Here is a 16,886-nt window from a genome sequence, read left to right on the forward strand (position 1 = left end):
TTTATGGCCATTTTTCTCTTTATAATAAATTATGGAAGGTAGTGAACAAAATGAACCAAAAATATCGCACCATTGGATCTTTTGGCGAAACGGAAATCATCATTCAAAAATCACGCTTTATCTGCCGGGCGAAAAGGGTGGAATCGGAAGAAGAAGCAGTTCAATTCATTCATGACATATCCAAACAGCACTGGGATGCCACCCATAATTGCTACGCTTATCTGGTCACTGAGCTTCAACAAAAATCGTCCGATGACGGAGAACCGGCGGGAACGGCAGGACGGCCCATATTGGAAGTGATCCATGCCAAAGACCTCCTCTACACGGCCATTGTCGTCACCCGATATTTTGGCGGCATCAAGCTGGGGGCCGGCGGACTGATTCGCGCCTACAGCCAGGGAGCGGCCGCGGCGATCGAGGCGGCAGGAATCATCGAACGCATCATGCACCAGGAAGTTCTGCTCACCTTTGATTACTCCTTTATGGGAAAGATGGAACACGAACTGCACAAAACGGGATATCTGCTGGAAACGCCGCAATTTACCGACGTGGTCACCTGGCCCGTCTGGACACCTGCAGGCGAAGAACAGCAGTTGATTGCAAAAGTGACCGATTGGACACACGGCCAGGCAAAGATCGTCCTGGGAAAACAAGAATTTAAAGAACGCGAAGAAAGACGCCCCCACGAGAAGTGAGAGCGTCTTTCTTCTGTTACTCAGACTTTAAAATGCCGGGATGATGGCACCTTTATATTTTTGCTCAATAAACTTTTTGGTGTCAGGCGAAGTGAGGGCTTTCGCCAGCTTTTGAATGCGCGGGTCGTTTTCTTTCCCTTTCTTCACAGCCAGCACATTCACATACGGGGAATCCTTGCCTTCAATGATCAAGGCGTCTTTCGTCGGATTCAGATGGGCTTGCAAGGCATAGTTCGTATTGATTACATCCAAGTCGACATCATCGATCACGCGGGGCAGCATTGCCGGTTCCAACGGTTTGAATTGCAGCTTTTTGGGGTTGGAAACAATATTGTTTACTGTTTTTACCCCTTTGTCATTGTCCAATTTGATCAGGCCGTTTTTCTCCAACAGGAGCAGTGCGCGGGTAACTTCGCTGGTTCCGTTCGGAATGGCGACGGTGGCTCCGTCTTTCAGCTCTTTAATATTTTTAATCTTATGGGAATATGCCCCCATCGGCTCAATGTGAACCCCGACGACTTTGACCAGATGATAACCCTTCTCTTGGTTGGTCGTGTCCATCCAGACGATGTGCTGGAAATAGTTGGCGTCCAAATCGCCTTCTTCCACTGCTTTATTTGGCAGGACATAATCCTGGAACACTTTGATGTTCAAATTTACGCCTTCCTTGGCCAAAATCGGTTTTACGTGCTCCAGAATCTCCGCATGGGGAACGGCGCTGGCACCAACGGTTAACGTATTGGACGATTCTTGCTGCTGCGAGCAGGCTGTCAGCCCGACCAGAGAAAGGACAGCCGCAAGAAACACCGAAAACAATCTTTTCATCAACTAGCACACCCCTTATCTTTTATCCAGATAACGCGCAATCGCATCGCCAATCACTTGAATGATTTGCACCATGACAACAAGAATGAGACCGCAAGAATACAACATGCCGTTATTGAATCCCTGAAAACCGTAACGGTAAGCGGCATCTCCCAGTCCGCCGCCGCCAACGATCCCGGCCATTGCCGAAAAACTGACCAAAGAGACACAGGTAACGGTCAAGCCGGAAACAATGGCTGGCAGACTTTCAGGAAGCAACACTTTGCAAATGATCGTCAAACGGCTGGCTCCCATCGCTTGCGCCGCTTCGATCACGCCTTTGTCAATTTCGCGAATCGCAGTTTCGACCATGCGTGCATAAAAAGGAGCAGCTCCTGCAATCAGCGGGATGGTGGCCGCGGTAGGTCCCAAAGTGGTTCCGATCAAAAATTGTGCAACCGGGAATAAGAAAAGAACGAGGACGATAAAGGGAACCGCGCGAAAAATGTTTACCACGAGCCCCAGCACTCGTTGCACAAAGCGATTCTCACAAAAATAACCGCGATCGGTCACCACCAGAAGCACACCCAGCGGAATTCCCAGCAAAAAAGTGAACAAGGTAGAGATCCCGACCATGTACAACGTCTCATTTGTAGCTTGCCAAACTTGATCCCAGGCTATTTGTTCCATAAATTGTCACCTCCGGTTAAGCAAATTTACCGCTTCTTCCACCTCTTTGTTCTCCCCGGACAGTGTGACCTGAATGCTCTCTTCCGCTTCGCTGACTTCACCGGTCACCTGGCAGGTAAGACCGCGGTCTTTGGCGATTTGCGCCAGTTGCGGCAACTTGTCCAAGGAAACGAACAGGGTTCTGCCGCCTTCTTTGACTGCCTGCTCTTCGCTTGTGCCCACACCGTAAATAAATTGCCGGGTCAATGGATGGGACGGCGACTGAAAAATTTGCTCCACCGCTCCGGTCTCCACCACTCTGCCACTTTCCATGACGGCCATTTTGTTGCAGATTGCACGGACCACACTCATCTCATGGGTAATCAGAACAAGGGTAATCCCGGTATCCTTGTGAATCTCCTTGAGCAACTGCAAAATCGAAGCCGTGGTCTCAGGGTCAAGAGCCGATGTTGCCTCATCACATAACAGGACATCCGGATCATTGGCCAGCGCACGCGCGATCCCCACCCGTTGCTTCTGTCCCCCGCTCAATTGGGACGGATAGGCATTCGCCCGGTCAGCCAAACCCACCCGTTCAAGCAGGTGATTTACCTTCTCATCGATCTTCTGCTTGGGCACTCCGGCGATTTCAAGCGGAAAGGCGACATTATCCCTTACCGTACGCGACCAGAGCAAATGGAAGTGCTGAAAAATCATGCCGATCTTTTGGCGCGCCTGACGCAGCTCTTTTGTTTTCAACGCGGAAATATTCTTGCCATCGACGATGACTTCTCCGCTCGTCGGGGTTTCCAGACCGTTGATCAGGCGCAGCAATGTACTCTTCCCGGCTCCGCTGTAACCGACAATCCCAAAAATATCGCCCCGTTCGATTTTGAGGGAAACTCCCTGAAGAGCGGTTACGGCCGCCCCTTTGCCACGTGCCGGATATTCTTTTATCACATTATTGATCTCGATCATTTTTTCACCACCTTTAATCACACTAAAAAACCCCTTTCCACGCAGATGCAGAAAGGGGATAAACGCCGTTATCGCCTTCTCTCATCTGCCAGGGCAATTGCCCTGCAGGAATTGGCACCTTTCTGTCCGGGGACAGATGGTTGCCGAGGGGTCATCGGGCCTGTTCCCTAACCCTCTCTCGATAAGAGAAATTCGCGTTGATTTCATTGTATCATCAAACTGAAATATAAATTATCACACAGAACATTATTAGTCAATAAATAAAATTATTTTATCTTTACCTAAAATCAGGAAAACAACGGACAAGCGGGTGCAATGGACCTGATCCATAAAACAGAATAATGAATTTGATCCGCGCATGGTAATCGAATCAACATAACTGTTTTCATTCATATCTCAACTGTTACTCTGACATTACATTTCGTTAACAAAACGCCATTTTCTCACTAGCCCTCATGTTCGTGGCGTATAATATAGATACATCCTTCCGTTAAATGGAGGTGCCCGACATGGAAACAACTCTGGTTGTCGGCAAAGCCTTTTGGATCGGAATATTGAATGCTTCCTGTTTGAGCATCCCGTTATGGCTGTTGATTTATTACTGCTTGCGGCTCTGTTTTTAAACGCCGCTGGTGCACCTGATGCTTAAAATAGAGACAATTATCATTCATGTTCAATATAAACGCAAAACGGGTTGCCCCTGACTGGCACCCGTTTTTGGCCTAACGCGCTCCGTTACCGGAAAGTACAACCCAGACGGTACGCAACAGGATTTGCATATCGATTTTGAAAGACTGATGTTGAATGTAATACATATCCATCTCAAACTTTTCAGCAGGGGTAGCCTCATATCCACCGTTTACCTGCGCCCATCCCGTCAAACCGGGCTTCACCAGCAAACGCTTTTTAAATCCGGGAATTTCCTCGGCAAACTGCTCGGTAAAGACAGGGCGCTCCGGACGCGGACCAATCAAGCTCATATCGCCGCGCAAAATATTGATCAACTGAGGAATCTCGTCGATCCGCGTCTTGCGGATAAATTTGCCTACCCGGGTTACGCGCGGGTCATTTTTGGCTGCCCATTGCGGCCCGTTTTTCTCCGCATCCGTCCGCATCGAACGCAGCTTGATAATGTAAAACGTCTTTCCATTAAGCCCTACACGCTCTTGTTTATAAAAAACCGGGCCCGGCGATTCCAGCTTGATCGCGATCATGGTCAAAAGCAATACGGGTAACGTGAAAATCAACAGGGCAATCGAAAAGAAAACCTCAAAACCGCGCTTAAAAGCGGGGTACAGTGAAGAAGAGGTGGAAACTTTGCCCGAAAACGCGCGCGAATTGCTCTCATAGGCCATTTTTGAACGCATCCGCTATCCACTCCTGCTGTGTATAGTGATCAAAGGTCAGTTCCCTTATGTCCGTAAGTTAAGTTTACAAAAATGACAGTAACATTACAGTAATGTTTCAACGATTACTGTAACCAAGTATACTGTAGATGGCCCTGAAAAACAATAGCCGATTTGTTAAAAAAGAATGGATTTCGGGCCGCTTGTTGCGAAATTGTGTCCTCCGGATTCCTCTTTAGTTTCTACATTTCTTTGTCCATTTTACGGTAGATATCCTGGTAATATTCGTAGGTTTTACGCAATCCTTCCTCAAGTGTCACTTCCGGCTGCCAGCCGAGTACCCGGCGAATTTTTCCATTGTTGAAATAGCTGTGCTTGATATCCCCCTCCCGTTCGGGGCCGTATTCCACCTTGTTTTCATACCCAGCGATCTCATTAAAGCGCTTTACCACTTCATTAAGCGATGTGCTGACACCCGTGCCCACATTGAACACTTCACCATCTCCTTGTGACAGGGCCATAATATTGGCTCGAGCCACATCTCCCACGTAAATGTAATCGCGGGTCTGCTCCCCGTCACCAAAAACAGTGAACGATTCACGGCGCAGATATTTATCCACCAGGATGGAGATAACGCCGCCTTCCCCGCGCGGGTCCTGTCGCAAGCCGTACACGTTGGCGTAGCGCAAAATCGTGTAATTCAATCCGTAAAGTTGACGGTAAATCGCGAAGTAGTGCTCGGGTGTATATTTCGACACGCCGTAGCCGGACAACGGAGCGACCGGGTGCTTTTCATCGATGGGCAGGTATTCGGGATTTCCGTAAATCGCTGCCGAGGAAGCATAAACCACTTTTTTGACACCGGTTTTGCGGCAGGCTTCAAGCAGATTAATGGTTCCCAAAATGTTCACGGTTGCATCAAACATCGGCTCTTTCACCGAGGTATGAACATGGATTTGCGCCGCCTGATGGATGACCGCTTCGGGCCGTTCGCGCTCAAACACATTCAACAGATCGGAATCGGTGATATCTATTTGGTAAAAGCGGGCTTTTTCATTTATATTTTCTTTTCTTCCGGAGGAGATGTTGTCAACAATAACCACTTGATCCCCTTTTTCCACTAACTGATCAACAATATGCGAACCGATAAAACCGGCACCGCCGGTCACTAACACCTTCATCGACAATAAACCCCTCTCCAATTAGGTTGGTTTTTCTCCCTCGACAAAGCGGAAAACACTCCCTTTGTCTGTAAATAATCTTACCAACTGGACAAATAATAAGCAAAGGGAGCTTATAAATAGAAGCTTTACAATTCTGTCAACAGCCATTCGCCCGGACGCAAAAAAGACCAACCGCCGGCAAACGGTCAGTCTTTTGCTCCCCTTTTCCGATATTCAAGTTCATAATCTCAAATTCCCCCGACGGAGATGTATTTCGTTCCCAAATGCTCCTCAAGGCCCTGCCGGCCTCCTTCAGCGCCGGGCCAAGCTTGCAAGTGATCATCGCCGCCGGGAAATTCCACGGGGTGATTGCCACGACAACTCCGACCGGGTGCTTGATCACAAACAGGCGCTTGCGGGGATGGGAGGCCAAAATGGTTTCTCCATAAATGCGTTTTGCTTCTTCGCTATACCACAGAAGAAAATTAGCCGCGTCATTGTCGCTTTTTTCACATCCTCGGGAGCGGCATCCACCACCCGGCCCGCCACCTCCCCCGTCGCCGGACCGGTCAGATCAAACAAAGCGTTGGACTTCGCGGACACCCATTTGCCTTCGATAAATAATCCGAATTCCCTCATCTTGTCTCATCTCCGCAACCGAATCTGATTTTCTCTTCCAACTTAAGATTCTCCCTGTAATCGACCGGACAATCAATCAGAACGGGCCCTTCCGCATGAAGAGCTTTCTCCAGCAGGGGACGCAACTCTTCCCCTTTCTCCACCCGACAGCCCTCTATTCCGAAGGAACGCGCCAAATGGACAAAATCGGGATTGCCAAACGTCACATGGTGAGAATGGCGGAACTTTTCCAACTGCTTCCACTCGATCAAGCCGTAACCTCCGTCTCTCCACAGCAGAATCACCAGCGGCAGTTTTAGCCGGGCGGCGGTCTCCAGCTCTTGCACATTCATCAGGAATCCGCCGTCGCCGCAAACGGCCACCACCCGGCGCTCCGGCTTCACCAATTTGGCTGCGATCGCCCCGGGAAGCGCAACCCCCATCGTTGCCAGTCCGTTGGATATGAAACACGTATCAGGGGCAAACACGGGAAACATCCGCCCGAGCCAGACCTTGTGCGCCCCGACGTCGCATACAACGAGATCATCGTCATTCATCGCGGCGCGCAGGTCATATAATATTTTGGACGGTTTTAGCGGAAAAGCCGTGTCCTGTCCGGCCTCTTCCCACTCTTGGCGAATTTTCCTCCGCAACTCGGCAAACGGAGCCGGTAAGGCCGTTCGCTCCCTTACCAGCTCCGTCAAGCGTGCCAAATTGCATGACAGATCTCCGATCAGGCTGGCAACAACCGGATAATGGGCATCCACTTCCGCTTCTTGCCAGTTGATATGAACCACCTGTTTGCGTTCCTTATTCCAGCGAACAGGCGAATATTCGATATAATCATAGCCGATGGCCAGCACGAGATCAGCTTTGTCAATCGCTTCATCGGCCCAATCGCGCCCCCATGTCCCGGCGGCGGCCAGATGCGTGTCCAGCCTCCATGACACCGCTCCTTTTCCCATAAACGTTTCCAGGACAGAAGCACACAGCTTCTCCGATAAAGCCGCTACTTCCCGGCTCGCCTTTCCGCGAAGAGTGCCCGCTCCGGCTAAAATGAGCGGCATCTCAGCCGCATTGATTTGCTCTGCCGCCCGTTTCATGTCAATTTCCGCGGCTTCCACCCTGCCCAGGGCACTTGCAATCCCGGTAACGCTGTCACCTTCTTTTACGGCCAGATCTTCCGGCAGTTCAATAAACACGGCACCCGGCCTCTCGCTCATGGCCAGGTTGAATGCTTTCTCAATGGTTTCCCGCGGCGCGGACGAGTGGCGAATCGTCGTGCTCCACTTCGTAATCGGGCGGAAAAACTCAGGCAAATCCACCATTTGGTGGGAAGGATGATGCAGTCGGTTCGTCTCCGCCTGCCCGGCAATCGCGATCAAAGGGAGACCGTCAGCATTGGCAGTCGCCACCCCTGTCGCCAGGTTGGCCGCCCCCGGCCCCAATGTGGACAGGCAAACACCGGGAATCCCCGTTAACCGGCCAACCATCGCTGCCATCATCGCTGCGGTTTGTTCATGTCTGGTCAAGATAAATTGAATGGAGGAGTTCCGTACCGCTTCCAGAAAATCAATATTTTCTTCCCCGGGAACGCCAAACAGATAGCGAACCCCTTTTTCCTCCAGAGACTGAACCATTTCCTCCGCAATATTCATTGCCAACACCTCTTTGGGATGTCTTTCTTACTAGTTGTTTCCGAAGCCGCTTTCCGGAAAACACAGGATCGGATTCAATGCAGGTTCCAAAAATCATCCTCGATCATTGGCTGAATATTTGTTATAATGCAAAAAGCCATCTGTAAATAAATTCAATTTATTGAAAATAACGATAAGAGAGGCGCCATAAAACGCCATCGGCACAGAACCAATCAGCCGGTGGGATCGTGGGGTTATGGAAAATGAGCGCGGTCTTCGTTGCCGCCACAATCTGGACAAGTGAGGGGAAAACACATTGAAAAGACGATTTTTGCGCATTCTTTCCGTCCTGATTTTCGCCATGGTCATCGCTTTTGCCTATTATGCCTATCAGATCTGGCTGGCGATGGGACGAGCCTATGATCCTTCGACGCGCATCAAATCGAATAAAAGGCAAGAAGCCGTCTCCTTGACAAATGATCCGGTTTCGATCTTGCTTCTGGGCGTCGATGAACGGAAAGGAGACATCGGAAGATCGGACACGATTATGATCGCTGCCATTAATCCCCAAACGAAAACAGCGATTCTGACCAATATCCCGCGCGATACTTTGGTAAAAATCCCGGGAAGGGAAGAAAAAACGAAAATCAACCACAGTTATGCCTACGGAGGTGCCCGGCTGACCCGGCTCACCGTGGAAAATTTTCTCGATTTACCGATTGACGCGTATGTCAAAATCAATATGCAGGGATTAAAGGAAATTGTCGATGAACTGGGCGGGGTGGATGTAGAAGTGCCCTTTGACTTTACATATGAAGGAGTTCATTTCACCAAAGGGCCGATGCACCTGAACGGCAATCAGGCGCTGACCTTTGTGCGCATGCGAAAAGCGGACCCGAACGGGGATTTTGGACGTATCAAAAGGCAGCAGGAATTGATCCGGGCCATCCTTCAAAAAGGAACCAATTGGGGTTCACTGACCAAGCTGGATAACGTCATGGAAAAATTGGGCGACAATATCAAAACGGACATCCCTCCCATCGAGTGGATCAAGCTGCAAAACCTGTATGCGGGAATCTCCGGAAACCGGATCAAGACCGTCACTTTCCGGGGAGAAGACGCAATGATCAACGGGGTATATTACTTTAAGATCAGCCAGCAGGAAGTGCGGCGCGTTCACGATATTTTGGCCAAACAATTGGAATACACCGAGTGACACAAAATGCAAAAAGGATGCTTTGGTCCGAAAGCATCCTTTTTGAAAACTCCGGATAATTCTCTCATAAAAGAAAGGCTCGCCAAACGGATTGGTTTCATCCGTTATGTAAGCGAAATATTTACACACGGAGTGGCACAACTTATGTCCGCAATCAAACAGGTAAAGGCCGCCTTGCGGTTCATCTTGGAGATTTGCGCGCTGGCCGATTCTGTTACTGGGGCTTCAAAACAGGTAAAGGCCCCGTCATGAAAGCAGTGCTCGGCATCGGCGCACCGCTGGTCACCACCATTGTCCGGAGGGACTTTCGTCGCTCCGGCCGCACAAACCTGGCAATCAGTTTTTTTATCTGCAGCGCACAACAAAAAAGCCCCAGCCATCGACCGATGATGACCGGGGTTTCTTCAGCTCAATAATTGTTTGTACAGCGCAAGGAGTTTCTTTTCTTCCACATGCCAGTTATAAATCTCTTCGTGCGCCCGTCTTCCGTCAGCCCCCATCTGTTGGCGCAACGAATCATCCGTCAGGAGCTTGGTGACTTTCTCAGCAATATCCTTGGGATCGAGAGCGTCAGCGATAAAGCCGCAGTGACTGGTTTCGACAATTTCGCGCCACAGGGGAAAATCGGTTGCGACGAGGGGCAAGCCGGCCGCCATATACTCAAACATCTTGATCGGCAAGGATTCACGGTAATTTTCAACCGGGTGGAGGCAAACCAGCCCCACTTTCCCCCTGGCCAGCCACTCCTGAACTTCAGCAAATGAAATCCGTCCATGCAAATAGATTCGCTTTTGCGCCAATTCCTCCTGATTCTGGTCTTCCGGAGCAATATGCTGCAGAGGGCCGATCAGATGGAGTTCTGCCTGCAGCTCTTCAGGCAGATGATCCATCATCTGAATCATCTCCTTATAGCCGCGTAAATAGGAGATTCCCCCCACATACAAAATCCGGTTGACCTCATCTTCCCGCTTGTCGAGCTTCGGCATGGGCAAAGGATAGTTTTTAATGACTGTCACGTTTTTTGCCGTTTTGAATTGATCGCGAATCGAATCGGTTGCCGTGACGACAGCGGCCAGTTTTTTGGCCAGGCCTTTTTCGACCTTATGCACCAGACGGGATAAAGGACCGCGGATTTTTTGCGGAATCCATGGTTTGGTGTGAATCTGTTTGGGCAGGTCCTCATGCGAATCGTAGATCACGGGGCAACCGGTGATCCAGGTGAGCAGCACTCCCCACGGAAGCAATTCGGGATCATGAAAGTGAAACAGATCCGCTCCGCTTTTGAGTGCCCTTCGAAACAGAGTAAAACCGCACGTCAGCCGTTTCCATTTTTTATTCACCCGTTTGACGCCGAAGATCCGTACACCATCGATCACCTTTTCCGCAAAATCAGCGACGGCATGAAGTTCTACCTGATATCCTTCTTTCGCCAATGATTTCGCCTGTTTGTGAAAAATGCGCGAATCATCGTAGGGATGAACCGAACTGAAAATCATGACTTTTGCCGCCACAAACGCTTCTCCTTTCACTGTGACAAAACGACCTAAAAGTATCTGTCTCCATATTACAAAATAATAATCCCGCCCAACATAGCAATCTTGATATTTTCTTAAGTTTGTCAATAAAAAACGGCTATTCTTGATAGCCGTATCCATTAAACATTTATTGGGTTTTCGCGGCCTTTTGATTCTCCCCGACAACAATCACCGCCAAACTTAATCCATAAATCACCCACATCGGAGTGAAACCGATACATGTGCTCGGCGCCATTGCCCCGAAGAAAAAACCGGTCAACGAAGCCAGACAGGAGTACGCGCCCCAGCGCATTACCGGGCTTAATGACGGTGAGTGTTTCAGGCTGGCCAATTTCCACAAACGCCACAACATCCAGACATAGAGCGCCATATAGAGAACAAACACGATTACGCCGAAATTGACGAGGATTTCCGCCCACCAGTTGTGAATGTTGACTTTGTTTACTTTTACGCCGTATTTATCCATCCAAGCCTCGACGTTACCGGCACCGACACCCATATAATGGGACTCTTGCAGGAATCTCAACCCGTTCAGGATAAGATATTTGCGGACAGTGGCACTTTCACCCGTTTCCCCTTTGACCACATCATCGCTCCCGTCGTCCAGGCTCCAGTCCGAATGCTGGACGTCCATGATGAAGCCAAACGTGCTGGACAGTTTCGTCTTCGCCTGCTCCCGTGCCTCTGGGCTTAAAAACAACTGGCTCAGCACATTGACCGTAATCACCGCGGCGATGATGGCAATCAATGCCGTGGCCAGGTTCTTTTTGGTGATACGCTTGCGTTCCATGACAAAGGTGAGGCCCACCACCAGGACAAGGGATGCGAGCGGCAGGGCAAAGGAAGTGTTGCTGCGCGATCCCGTAGCCATCAAATCGTACAAGGCCAGGATCCCGGTGATATAGATAAACCATTTGTGCTTTCGTTTCAAGTTCAGCATATAGAGTGCCGAGATCAAAAACGGAAGGGCAATCGTAATGCAGCTGGCAAAATCATTTTGATTCCTGAACACCGTAGTCACACTTGCCGAGGCTTTGCCAAACACAGCCGAGGTCGGAAGATGGAGCAGCGTGATCGATTCAAATACCCCGAAGAAAACGATCGAAGCAAAGACCCAAAACAGGATGCGGCTCGTCTTCCAGAATTTCTGCTCCGTATCGATAAAATAAGGAAAGGCAAGGGACAGCGGCATCATAAACACCAAATAACTGAGATAACGGACAGCATAGCCATAATTCATCACCCATGCCAGGCTGACAACACCGTAAAGAAACCAAAACGCGAAAAATGTCACATACCAGCGAACCGGCATCATATGTGAAGCCGCCAGTTGTTTTTGTCCCACCAGGCGCAAAACGAAGCCAGCCGCCAGCAGAACAAAGGCAACGCGGAAAAATGTCAAACGAAAGTCCGCCACCGGGACGCCAAAGGAGGGTCCCAGCAGCGCAAAAACAATCATGAGATAAAACAATGTTTCTAAACGCTTCTGTCTAGGAAACAACAGCTCACTCACCAACTCTCACCCTTTTCCACCTAGTTTAGGCAATGCCCGACCGATTCGATTCAGTGAACGAATGGAAAACAGCCCGGTTGCAAACACAGTGCCCATCGTCACTCCCAGTGCCAGCAAATAATAGAGCCATGCGTTTTCCAGATGGTTGGCTTGCACATAAGTAATGCCGATCATGGAGATAAAGAAGACTGCGAGATAGATGGCAATCGAGCGAAACCGGAAGTTGATAGGATATACCTTTTGGTTTTGATAGTACACCCAAACGATGACGATCAAGTAAGCCAATACGGTCATGGAAACCGAACCCCAGATATTGAAGATCGGCACCAGGATCAGATTACCCACCAAATAAACAACAGCTGCAATCATAAAACCATAGGAAATCACTTTGGTTTTCTTTTTGATCATCAAACCGACACCGAACACGTTTTGCAAGACGTTGAAAAAAGTGCCGAGTGAAACAGCCCAAACATAAATATATCCCATACCATAACCGTGTTTTCCGACGGTGTAAAGGCCGTAGATCCATTGGATAAAAAAGGTTAAGATCATGACCGCGAGCGTTCCGACCACAAGCAGAGCCCGGCCGACCAGGGCGAACAGCTCCGGAGCATCTTCACGATCTTTGATCGACATGGAAAAAGGCCGCCATGCCAGCTGAAACGGAGAGGTGATCAACACAATAATGCTGGCGAGCCGCATCACCGCTTCATAAATGGCGGCGTGTTCCGGCGAAGCCAAATGGTAGATGATCGGTCTGGAAACGGAACTCATCGCCCAAAACGCCAGCAAGGTCGGAAGGAGCGGGGCTCCGTAACGAATCAGATCCGATAAGTGCCGGCGTGAGATTTTCAGGTGAAATTCCCCTCGGAACAGATAGAGCAAAATGAGAGCCACACCTACTTGACCGATCAACTGTCCGTAAAAGATCCCCATGACCCCGTCGTGAAAATAGGCCAAAAATAAAATGCTCAGGAGATTAGAACCGATCACATAGGCCATACTAAAGATGTTAAAGGTCCAGACCCGGCGGCTGTACCGGGCATACCCCAAAATATGCTGAATCACAATAGCGCCAACTGTCGCAAGGAAAGCAACCGGCAGCAAATAGGTATAATTTTCACTATTCGCATAAAGTGCGTCTGTCAAAGGCCCGCCAAACAAGTAAACGAGCAGGGTGAAAACGATACAGGTTCCGGCACTGAAAAGAAGTGCATTGGTAAAATAGATTCGGCGGTCTTCTACCGTCTTGGCATCATAAAAATAAAAAGCCATCGCGGCATCTGTACCCAGAATGCAGACGTACTGGAGCACCATGGTCACGACATTGGTCTGTCCCCAGTCAGCGTATTTCCCCATGCTCAGGTAGGCGATAAAGACGGGGCCAAGCATGGCCGAAACCAGCTTGTTCCCCATGGTTGCGATGGCAAAAGCGGCAGAATCGGAGAATAATCTCTTTATATATTGTTTCATACGCTACACCTTTTCCGTATATGAGGTGTGGTGGTTAATCCTGATTTTCCAATTTTTCGCGATCCGGCACTTCACGCAAAACACGTGCAGGCACCCCGACATAAACTTTGGCCGTTTCCGTATCGCGGTGAACCAAAGCACCGGCAGCAATAAAACTTTCCTCCGCCACGGTTACACCCGGCAACAGAATGGAACCGCCTCCCACGCGGGCTCCCCGTTTCACCAGCGGGCCCTTAACGAATTTAAACCGCTCTTTGGTCCGTCCCATAAAGTTATCGTTGGTTGTGGTCACGGTTGGCGCGATGAAGACGCGCTCTTCCAGGGTCGTATAGGCAGTGATGTAAGCATTCGTCTGAATTTTGGTGAAAGAACCGATTTCCACTTGATTTTCCACGGCCACTCCACGCCCGATAACCACACGGTCACCGATTGTGCATTTTTCACGGACAGAGGCCTGATCGCCGATCATAACCTCTTTGCCAAACGTGCTCCCCCGGTAAAGGACGGTATTGGCCCCGATCGTCGTTCCGTCGCCGATGGTGAGCGGCGGCAGATCGGCATCCACTTTTACCGTGGAACTCTTGGCCGGACGAGGCCAGCGCCCCAACACGCAGTTATCTGAAATATATACGTTTGATCCGATCACAGTTCCTGCATGAATGGTTACATTATTGCCAATGGTCACGTTATCGCCCAACACGACTCCTTCTTCTACGACGGAAAAGAAGCCGATGGAGACACCTGTCCCCATCTTGACTGACTCATGCACAAAGTTTTTCATGGAAAAACCCGCCTTTATAGTTTTTCGTAATCCGCTTCGATTTTTTGTACATCTTTCAGCGCATTCCGCGTATCAAAGATGACTTTCGCTTTTTTGGCAATCAATTCGTAATCAAATGCGCTGTGATCGGTCGTGATCAGGACAAGATCGGCAGACTCGAGCAATTCTTCGGTCAACGGCACGGTTTCATACTCTTTGTCTCCAGCACGGAAGGTGGAGATATGCGGGTCAACCGTCACAAAATCAGCGCGATATTTTTCAAGGAGTTGCACGATCTCCATCACCGGCGATTCGCGATAGTCGTCAATATCTTTTTTGTAGGCGACGCCGAGCACGGCCACTTTCGCTCCGTTCAACGCTTTGCCGTAGCGATTGAGCACTTTCATGATGCGGTCGACCACGAATTCCGGCATTTCATTGTTGATTTCCCCGGCCACTTCGATCAGGCGGGTGTGGTAGTTGTATTCACGCGCTTTCCAGGTGAGGTAGAACGGATCGATCGGAATGCAGTGACCGCCCAGCCCCGGTCCCGGATAAAACGCCATATAGCCATAAGGTTTTGTTTTTGCCGCATCGATCACCTCCCAGATATCGATGCCCATTTTATTGCACAAAATCGCCATTTCATTGACCAGGGCGATATTGATATTGCGGAAGGTGTTTTCCAAAATCTTCTCCATCTCCGCCACTCTGGGGCTGGAGACGACGTGAACTTCCCCTTCGAGCACCGAGCGGTAAAGCGCAGCGGCAATCTCCGTACATTCCGGCGTTACCCCGCCAACCACTTTGGGCGTGTTTTTGGTGTTAAATACTTTGTTGCCCGGGTCTACCCGTTCCGGCGAATAAGCGAGGAAGAACTCTTCTCCCACTTTCAGGCCGGTTTCCTCCAGAATCGGTTTGACCACTTCTTCCGTCGTTCCCGGATACGTCGTGCTTTCCAGAACAACCAGCATGCCGGGATGAAGGTATTTGGCGATGCTTTTCGCCGAATTCTCCACATAGGAGACATTGGGTTGCTGATATTGATCAAGGGGGGTGGGAACGCAAATAGCCACCGCATCTACATCGGAGATGAGGGAATAATCAGTGGTTGCACGAAGCAAACCTTCCGAAACCAGTTCTTTCAGCTCTTCATCCACAACGTCCCCGATATAGTTGATTCCTTTGTTCACCATGTCGACGCGGTTTGGCAGGATATCAAAGCCGATCACTTTAAAGCCCGCTTTTGCTTTTTCGACGGCGAGCGGCAAACCGACATATCCCAATCCGACAACGCCGATCACGGCTGATTTATCGTTAATTTTTTGCAGCAATGTTTTTCCGCTCATGGATCATTCCATCCTTTGCCCTTATTTGTTGTAATACGTTTTAATCGTATCGACAATCGCGTGAATGGTTTCATCGGAGAGCTCTGCATAAAGAGGCAGCGCAAACGTGCGTTTGGCCATGTACTCCGCATTGGGAATGCTTCCTTCTCCGTAACCGAGCGATTCATACACTTTCTGGCGATGCAATGGCACCGGATAGTAAACGCCGGTGGAAATTCCTTTTTCCTTCAGGTATGCCATCAGATCGTCGCGGTCTTCCGCCTGCACGATGTAAAGATGATAAATGTGCTTGCGATCTTCTGCGGCATATGGCGTAACCAGCGGAGTATCCTTGAGCAATTCATTATAAAGTGCCGCTTTTTGCCGGCGGGCATTGTTCCAGTCATCCAAATGGCGCAATTTGATGCGCAGGATGGCGGCTTGAATCGCATCGAGGCGGCTGTTGTACCCGAGCACGCTGTGATAATATTTCGGATTGCTTCCGTGGACGCGCAGGATGCGAATCTTGCTCGCCAATTCATCATCATTGGTAACGACCATCCCGCCGTCTCCATATCCGCCCAGGTTTTTGGTCGGGAAAAAGGAATAGGTTGCTGCATGTCCGAGTGAACCGATCTTGCGTCCTTTATATTCCGAACCCATCGCTTGTGCGGCGTCTTCCAGCACAAACAGGTTATGCTTTTCAGCCAGTTCCATAATTTCATCCATGTTGGCCGGCTGCCCGAAAATGTGAACCGGAATGATCGCTTTCGTTTTTTCATTGATTTTTGCCTTGATCTGATCAACATCGATATTGTAGGTTTTGGGATCAATATCGACGAAAACGGGGGTTGCTCCCAGTCTGGACACGACCTCGGAAGTGGCGAAAAACGTAAACGGCGTGGTGATCACTTCATCTCCGGCGCCAATGCCCGCAGCATCCAGAGCCAGAAGAAGCGCATCCGTTCCATTTCCAACTCCGACCGCATGTTTCACGCCGACGTAATTGGCCACTTCTTCTTCAAATGCCTTTACTTCCGGACCCATGATGTACTGCCCGCTGTCAAGCACCTTTTCAACAGCGGTTAATACTTCGCCGCGAATTGTTGCCAATTGTGCTTGTAAATCTAACAAAGGGATGTTTTTCATGG

The 16,886-nt window shown here is 49.7% G+C and carries 14 protein-coding genes, 1 pseudogene and 1 riboswitch; of the genes and pseudogenes, 2 read left to right on the forward strand and 13 right to left on the reverse strand.

The window, feature by feature from the left end:
• The first annotated feature begins 50 nt into the window (after positions 1–50).
• Positions 51–695, forward strand: a complete 645-nt coding sequence (locus JG50_RS0106795; RefSeq protein WP_033100361.1) for a YigZ family protein — start codon at positions 51–53, stop codon at positions 693–695.
• A 27-nt stretch (positions 696–722) separates the two neighbouring features.
• Here JG50_RS0106795 and JG50_RS0106800 read toward each other — a convergent pair whose 3' ends face one another.
• The 7 genes and pseudogenes from JG50_RS0106800 to JG50_RS0106835 form a co-directional block, all read right to left on the reverse strand.
• Positions 723–1,520 (reverse strand): MetQ/NlpA family ABC transporter substrate-binding protein, encoded by a 798-nt coding sequence (locus JG50_RS0106800; protein WP_152568508.1) that lies wholly within the window; start codon positions 1,518–1,520, stop codon positions 723–725.
• Positions 1,521–1,535: 15 nt separating this feature from the next.
• Entirely contained in the window at positions 1,536–2,189 is a 654-nt protein-coding gene (locus tag JG50_RS0106805) for a methionine ABC transporter permease (protein WP_033100363.1), read from the reverse strand.
• Between the two features lie 6 nt (positions 2,190–2,195).
• Entirely contained in the window at positions 2,196–3,146 is a 951-nt protein-coding gene (locus JG50_RS0106810) for a methionine ABC transporter ATP-binding protein (protein WP_033100364.1), read from the reverse strand.
• Between the two features lie 78 nt (positions 3,147–3,224).
• Positions 3,225–3,334, reverse strand: a riboswitch (SAM riboswitch).
• A gap of 534 nt (positions 3,335–3,868) precedes the next feature.
• Positions 3,869–4,513, reverse strand: a complete 645-nt coding sequence (locus JG50_RS0106815) for a sugar transferase (protein WP_033100365.1) — start codon at positions 4,511–4,513, stop codon at positions 3,869–3,871.
• Between the two features lie 221 nt (positions 4,514–4,734).
• Complete coding sequence (locus JG50_RS0106820; RefSeq protein ID WP_033100366.1) at positions 4,735–5,673, reverse strand: SDR family oxidoreductase; 939 nt, start codon at positions 5,671–5,673, stop codon at positions 4,735–4,737.
• 295 nt (positions 5,674–5,968) lie between these two features.
• Positions 5,969–6,294, reverse strand: a pseudogene (locus JG50_RS20970) (aldehyde dehydrogenase family protein); the annotation flags it as partial.
• Entirely contained in the window at positions 6,291–7,931 is a 1,641-nt protein-coding gene (locus JG50_RS0106835; protein ID WP_033100369.1) for an acetolactate synthase large subunit, read from the reverse strand. The gene JG50_RS0106835 and the pseudogene JG50_RS20970, both read right to left, overlap by 4 nt.
• Positions 7,932–8,226: 295 nt before the next feature.
• Here JG50_RS0106835 and JG50_RS0106840 point away from each other — a divergent pair, with 295 nt between their 5' ends.
• Complete coding sequence (locus JG50_RS0106840; protein ID WP_033100370.1) at positions 8,227–9,126, forward strand: LCP family protein; 900 nt, start codon at positions 8,227–8,229, stop codon at positions 9,124–9,126.
• 404 nt (positions 9,127–9,530) lie between these two features.
• Here the strand turns inward: JG50_RS0106840 and JG50_RS0106850 are convergent, their stop codons facing one another.
• The 6 genes from JG50_RS0106850 to JG50_RS0106875 all read right to left on the reverse strand — a co-directional run bounded on the left by JG50_RS0106850 (position 9,531) and on the right by JG50_RS0106875 (position 16,884).
• Positions 9,531–10,637 carry a glycosyltransferase family 4 protein gene (locus JG50_RS0106850; RefSeq protein WP_160173825.1) on the reverse strand — a complete coding sequence of 369 codons (1,107 nt, stop codon included), beginning with the start codon at positions 10,635–10,637 and terminating at the stop codon, positions 9,531–9,533.
• Positions 10,638–10,788: 151 nt separating this feature from the next.
• Entirely contained in the window at positions 10,789–12,174 is a 1,386-nt protein-coding gene (locus JG50_RS0106855) for an O-antigen ligase family protein (protein WP_152568510.1), read from the reverse strand.
• Positions 12,175–12,180: 6 nt separating this feature from the next.
• Positions 12,181–13,647: a lipopolysaccharide biosynthesis protein gene (locus JG50_RS0106860; protein WP_033100373.1), complete on the reverse strand. Its 1,467-nt coding sequence runs from the start codon at positions 13,645–13,647 to the stop codon at positions 12,181–12,183.
• 34 nt (positions 13,648–13,681) lie between these two features.
• Entirely contained in the window at positions 13,682–14,428 is a 747-nt protein-coding gene (locus tag JG50_RS0106865; protein WP_033100374.1) for an acyltransferase, read from the reverse strand.
• 14 nt (positions 14,429–14,442) lie between these two features.
• Positions 14,443–15,756, reverse strand: a complete 1,314-nt coding sequence (locus JG50_RS0106870; protein ID WP_033100375.1) for a nucleotide sugar dehydrogenase — start codon at positions 15,754–15,756, stop codon at positions 14,443–14,445.
• Positions 15,757–15,777: 21 nt separating this feature from the next.
• On the reverse strand, positions 15,778–16,884 hold the full coding sequence (locus JG50_RS0106875) for a DegT/DnrJ/EryC1/StrS family aminotransferase (protein ID WP_033100376.1): 1,107 nt from the start codon (positions 16,882–16,884) through the stop codon (positions 15,778–15,780).
• Positions 16,885–16,886 lie beyond the last annotated feature (2 nt).

Origin of the sequence: Thermoactinomyces daqus (genome assembly GCF_000763315.1) — a bacterium.
Lineage (GTDB): Bacteria > Bacillota > Bacilli > Thermoactinomycetales > Thermoactinomycetaceae > Thermoactinomyces_A > Thermoactinomyces_A daqus.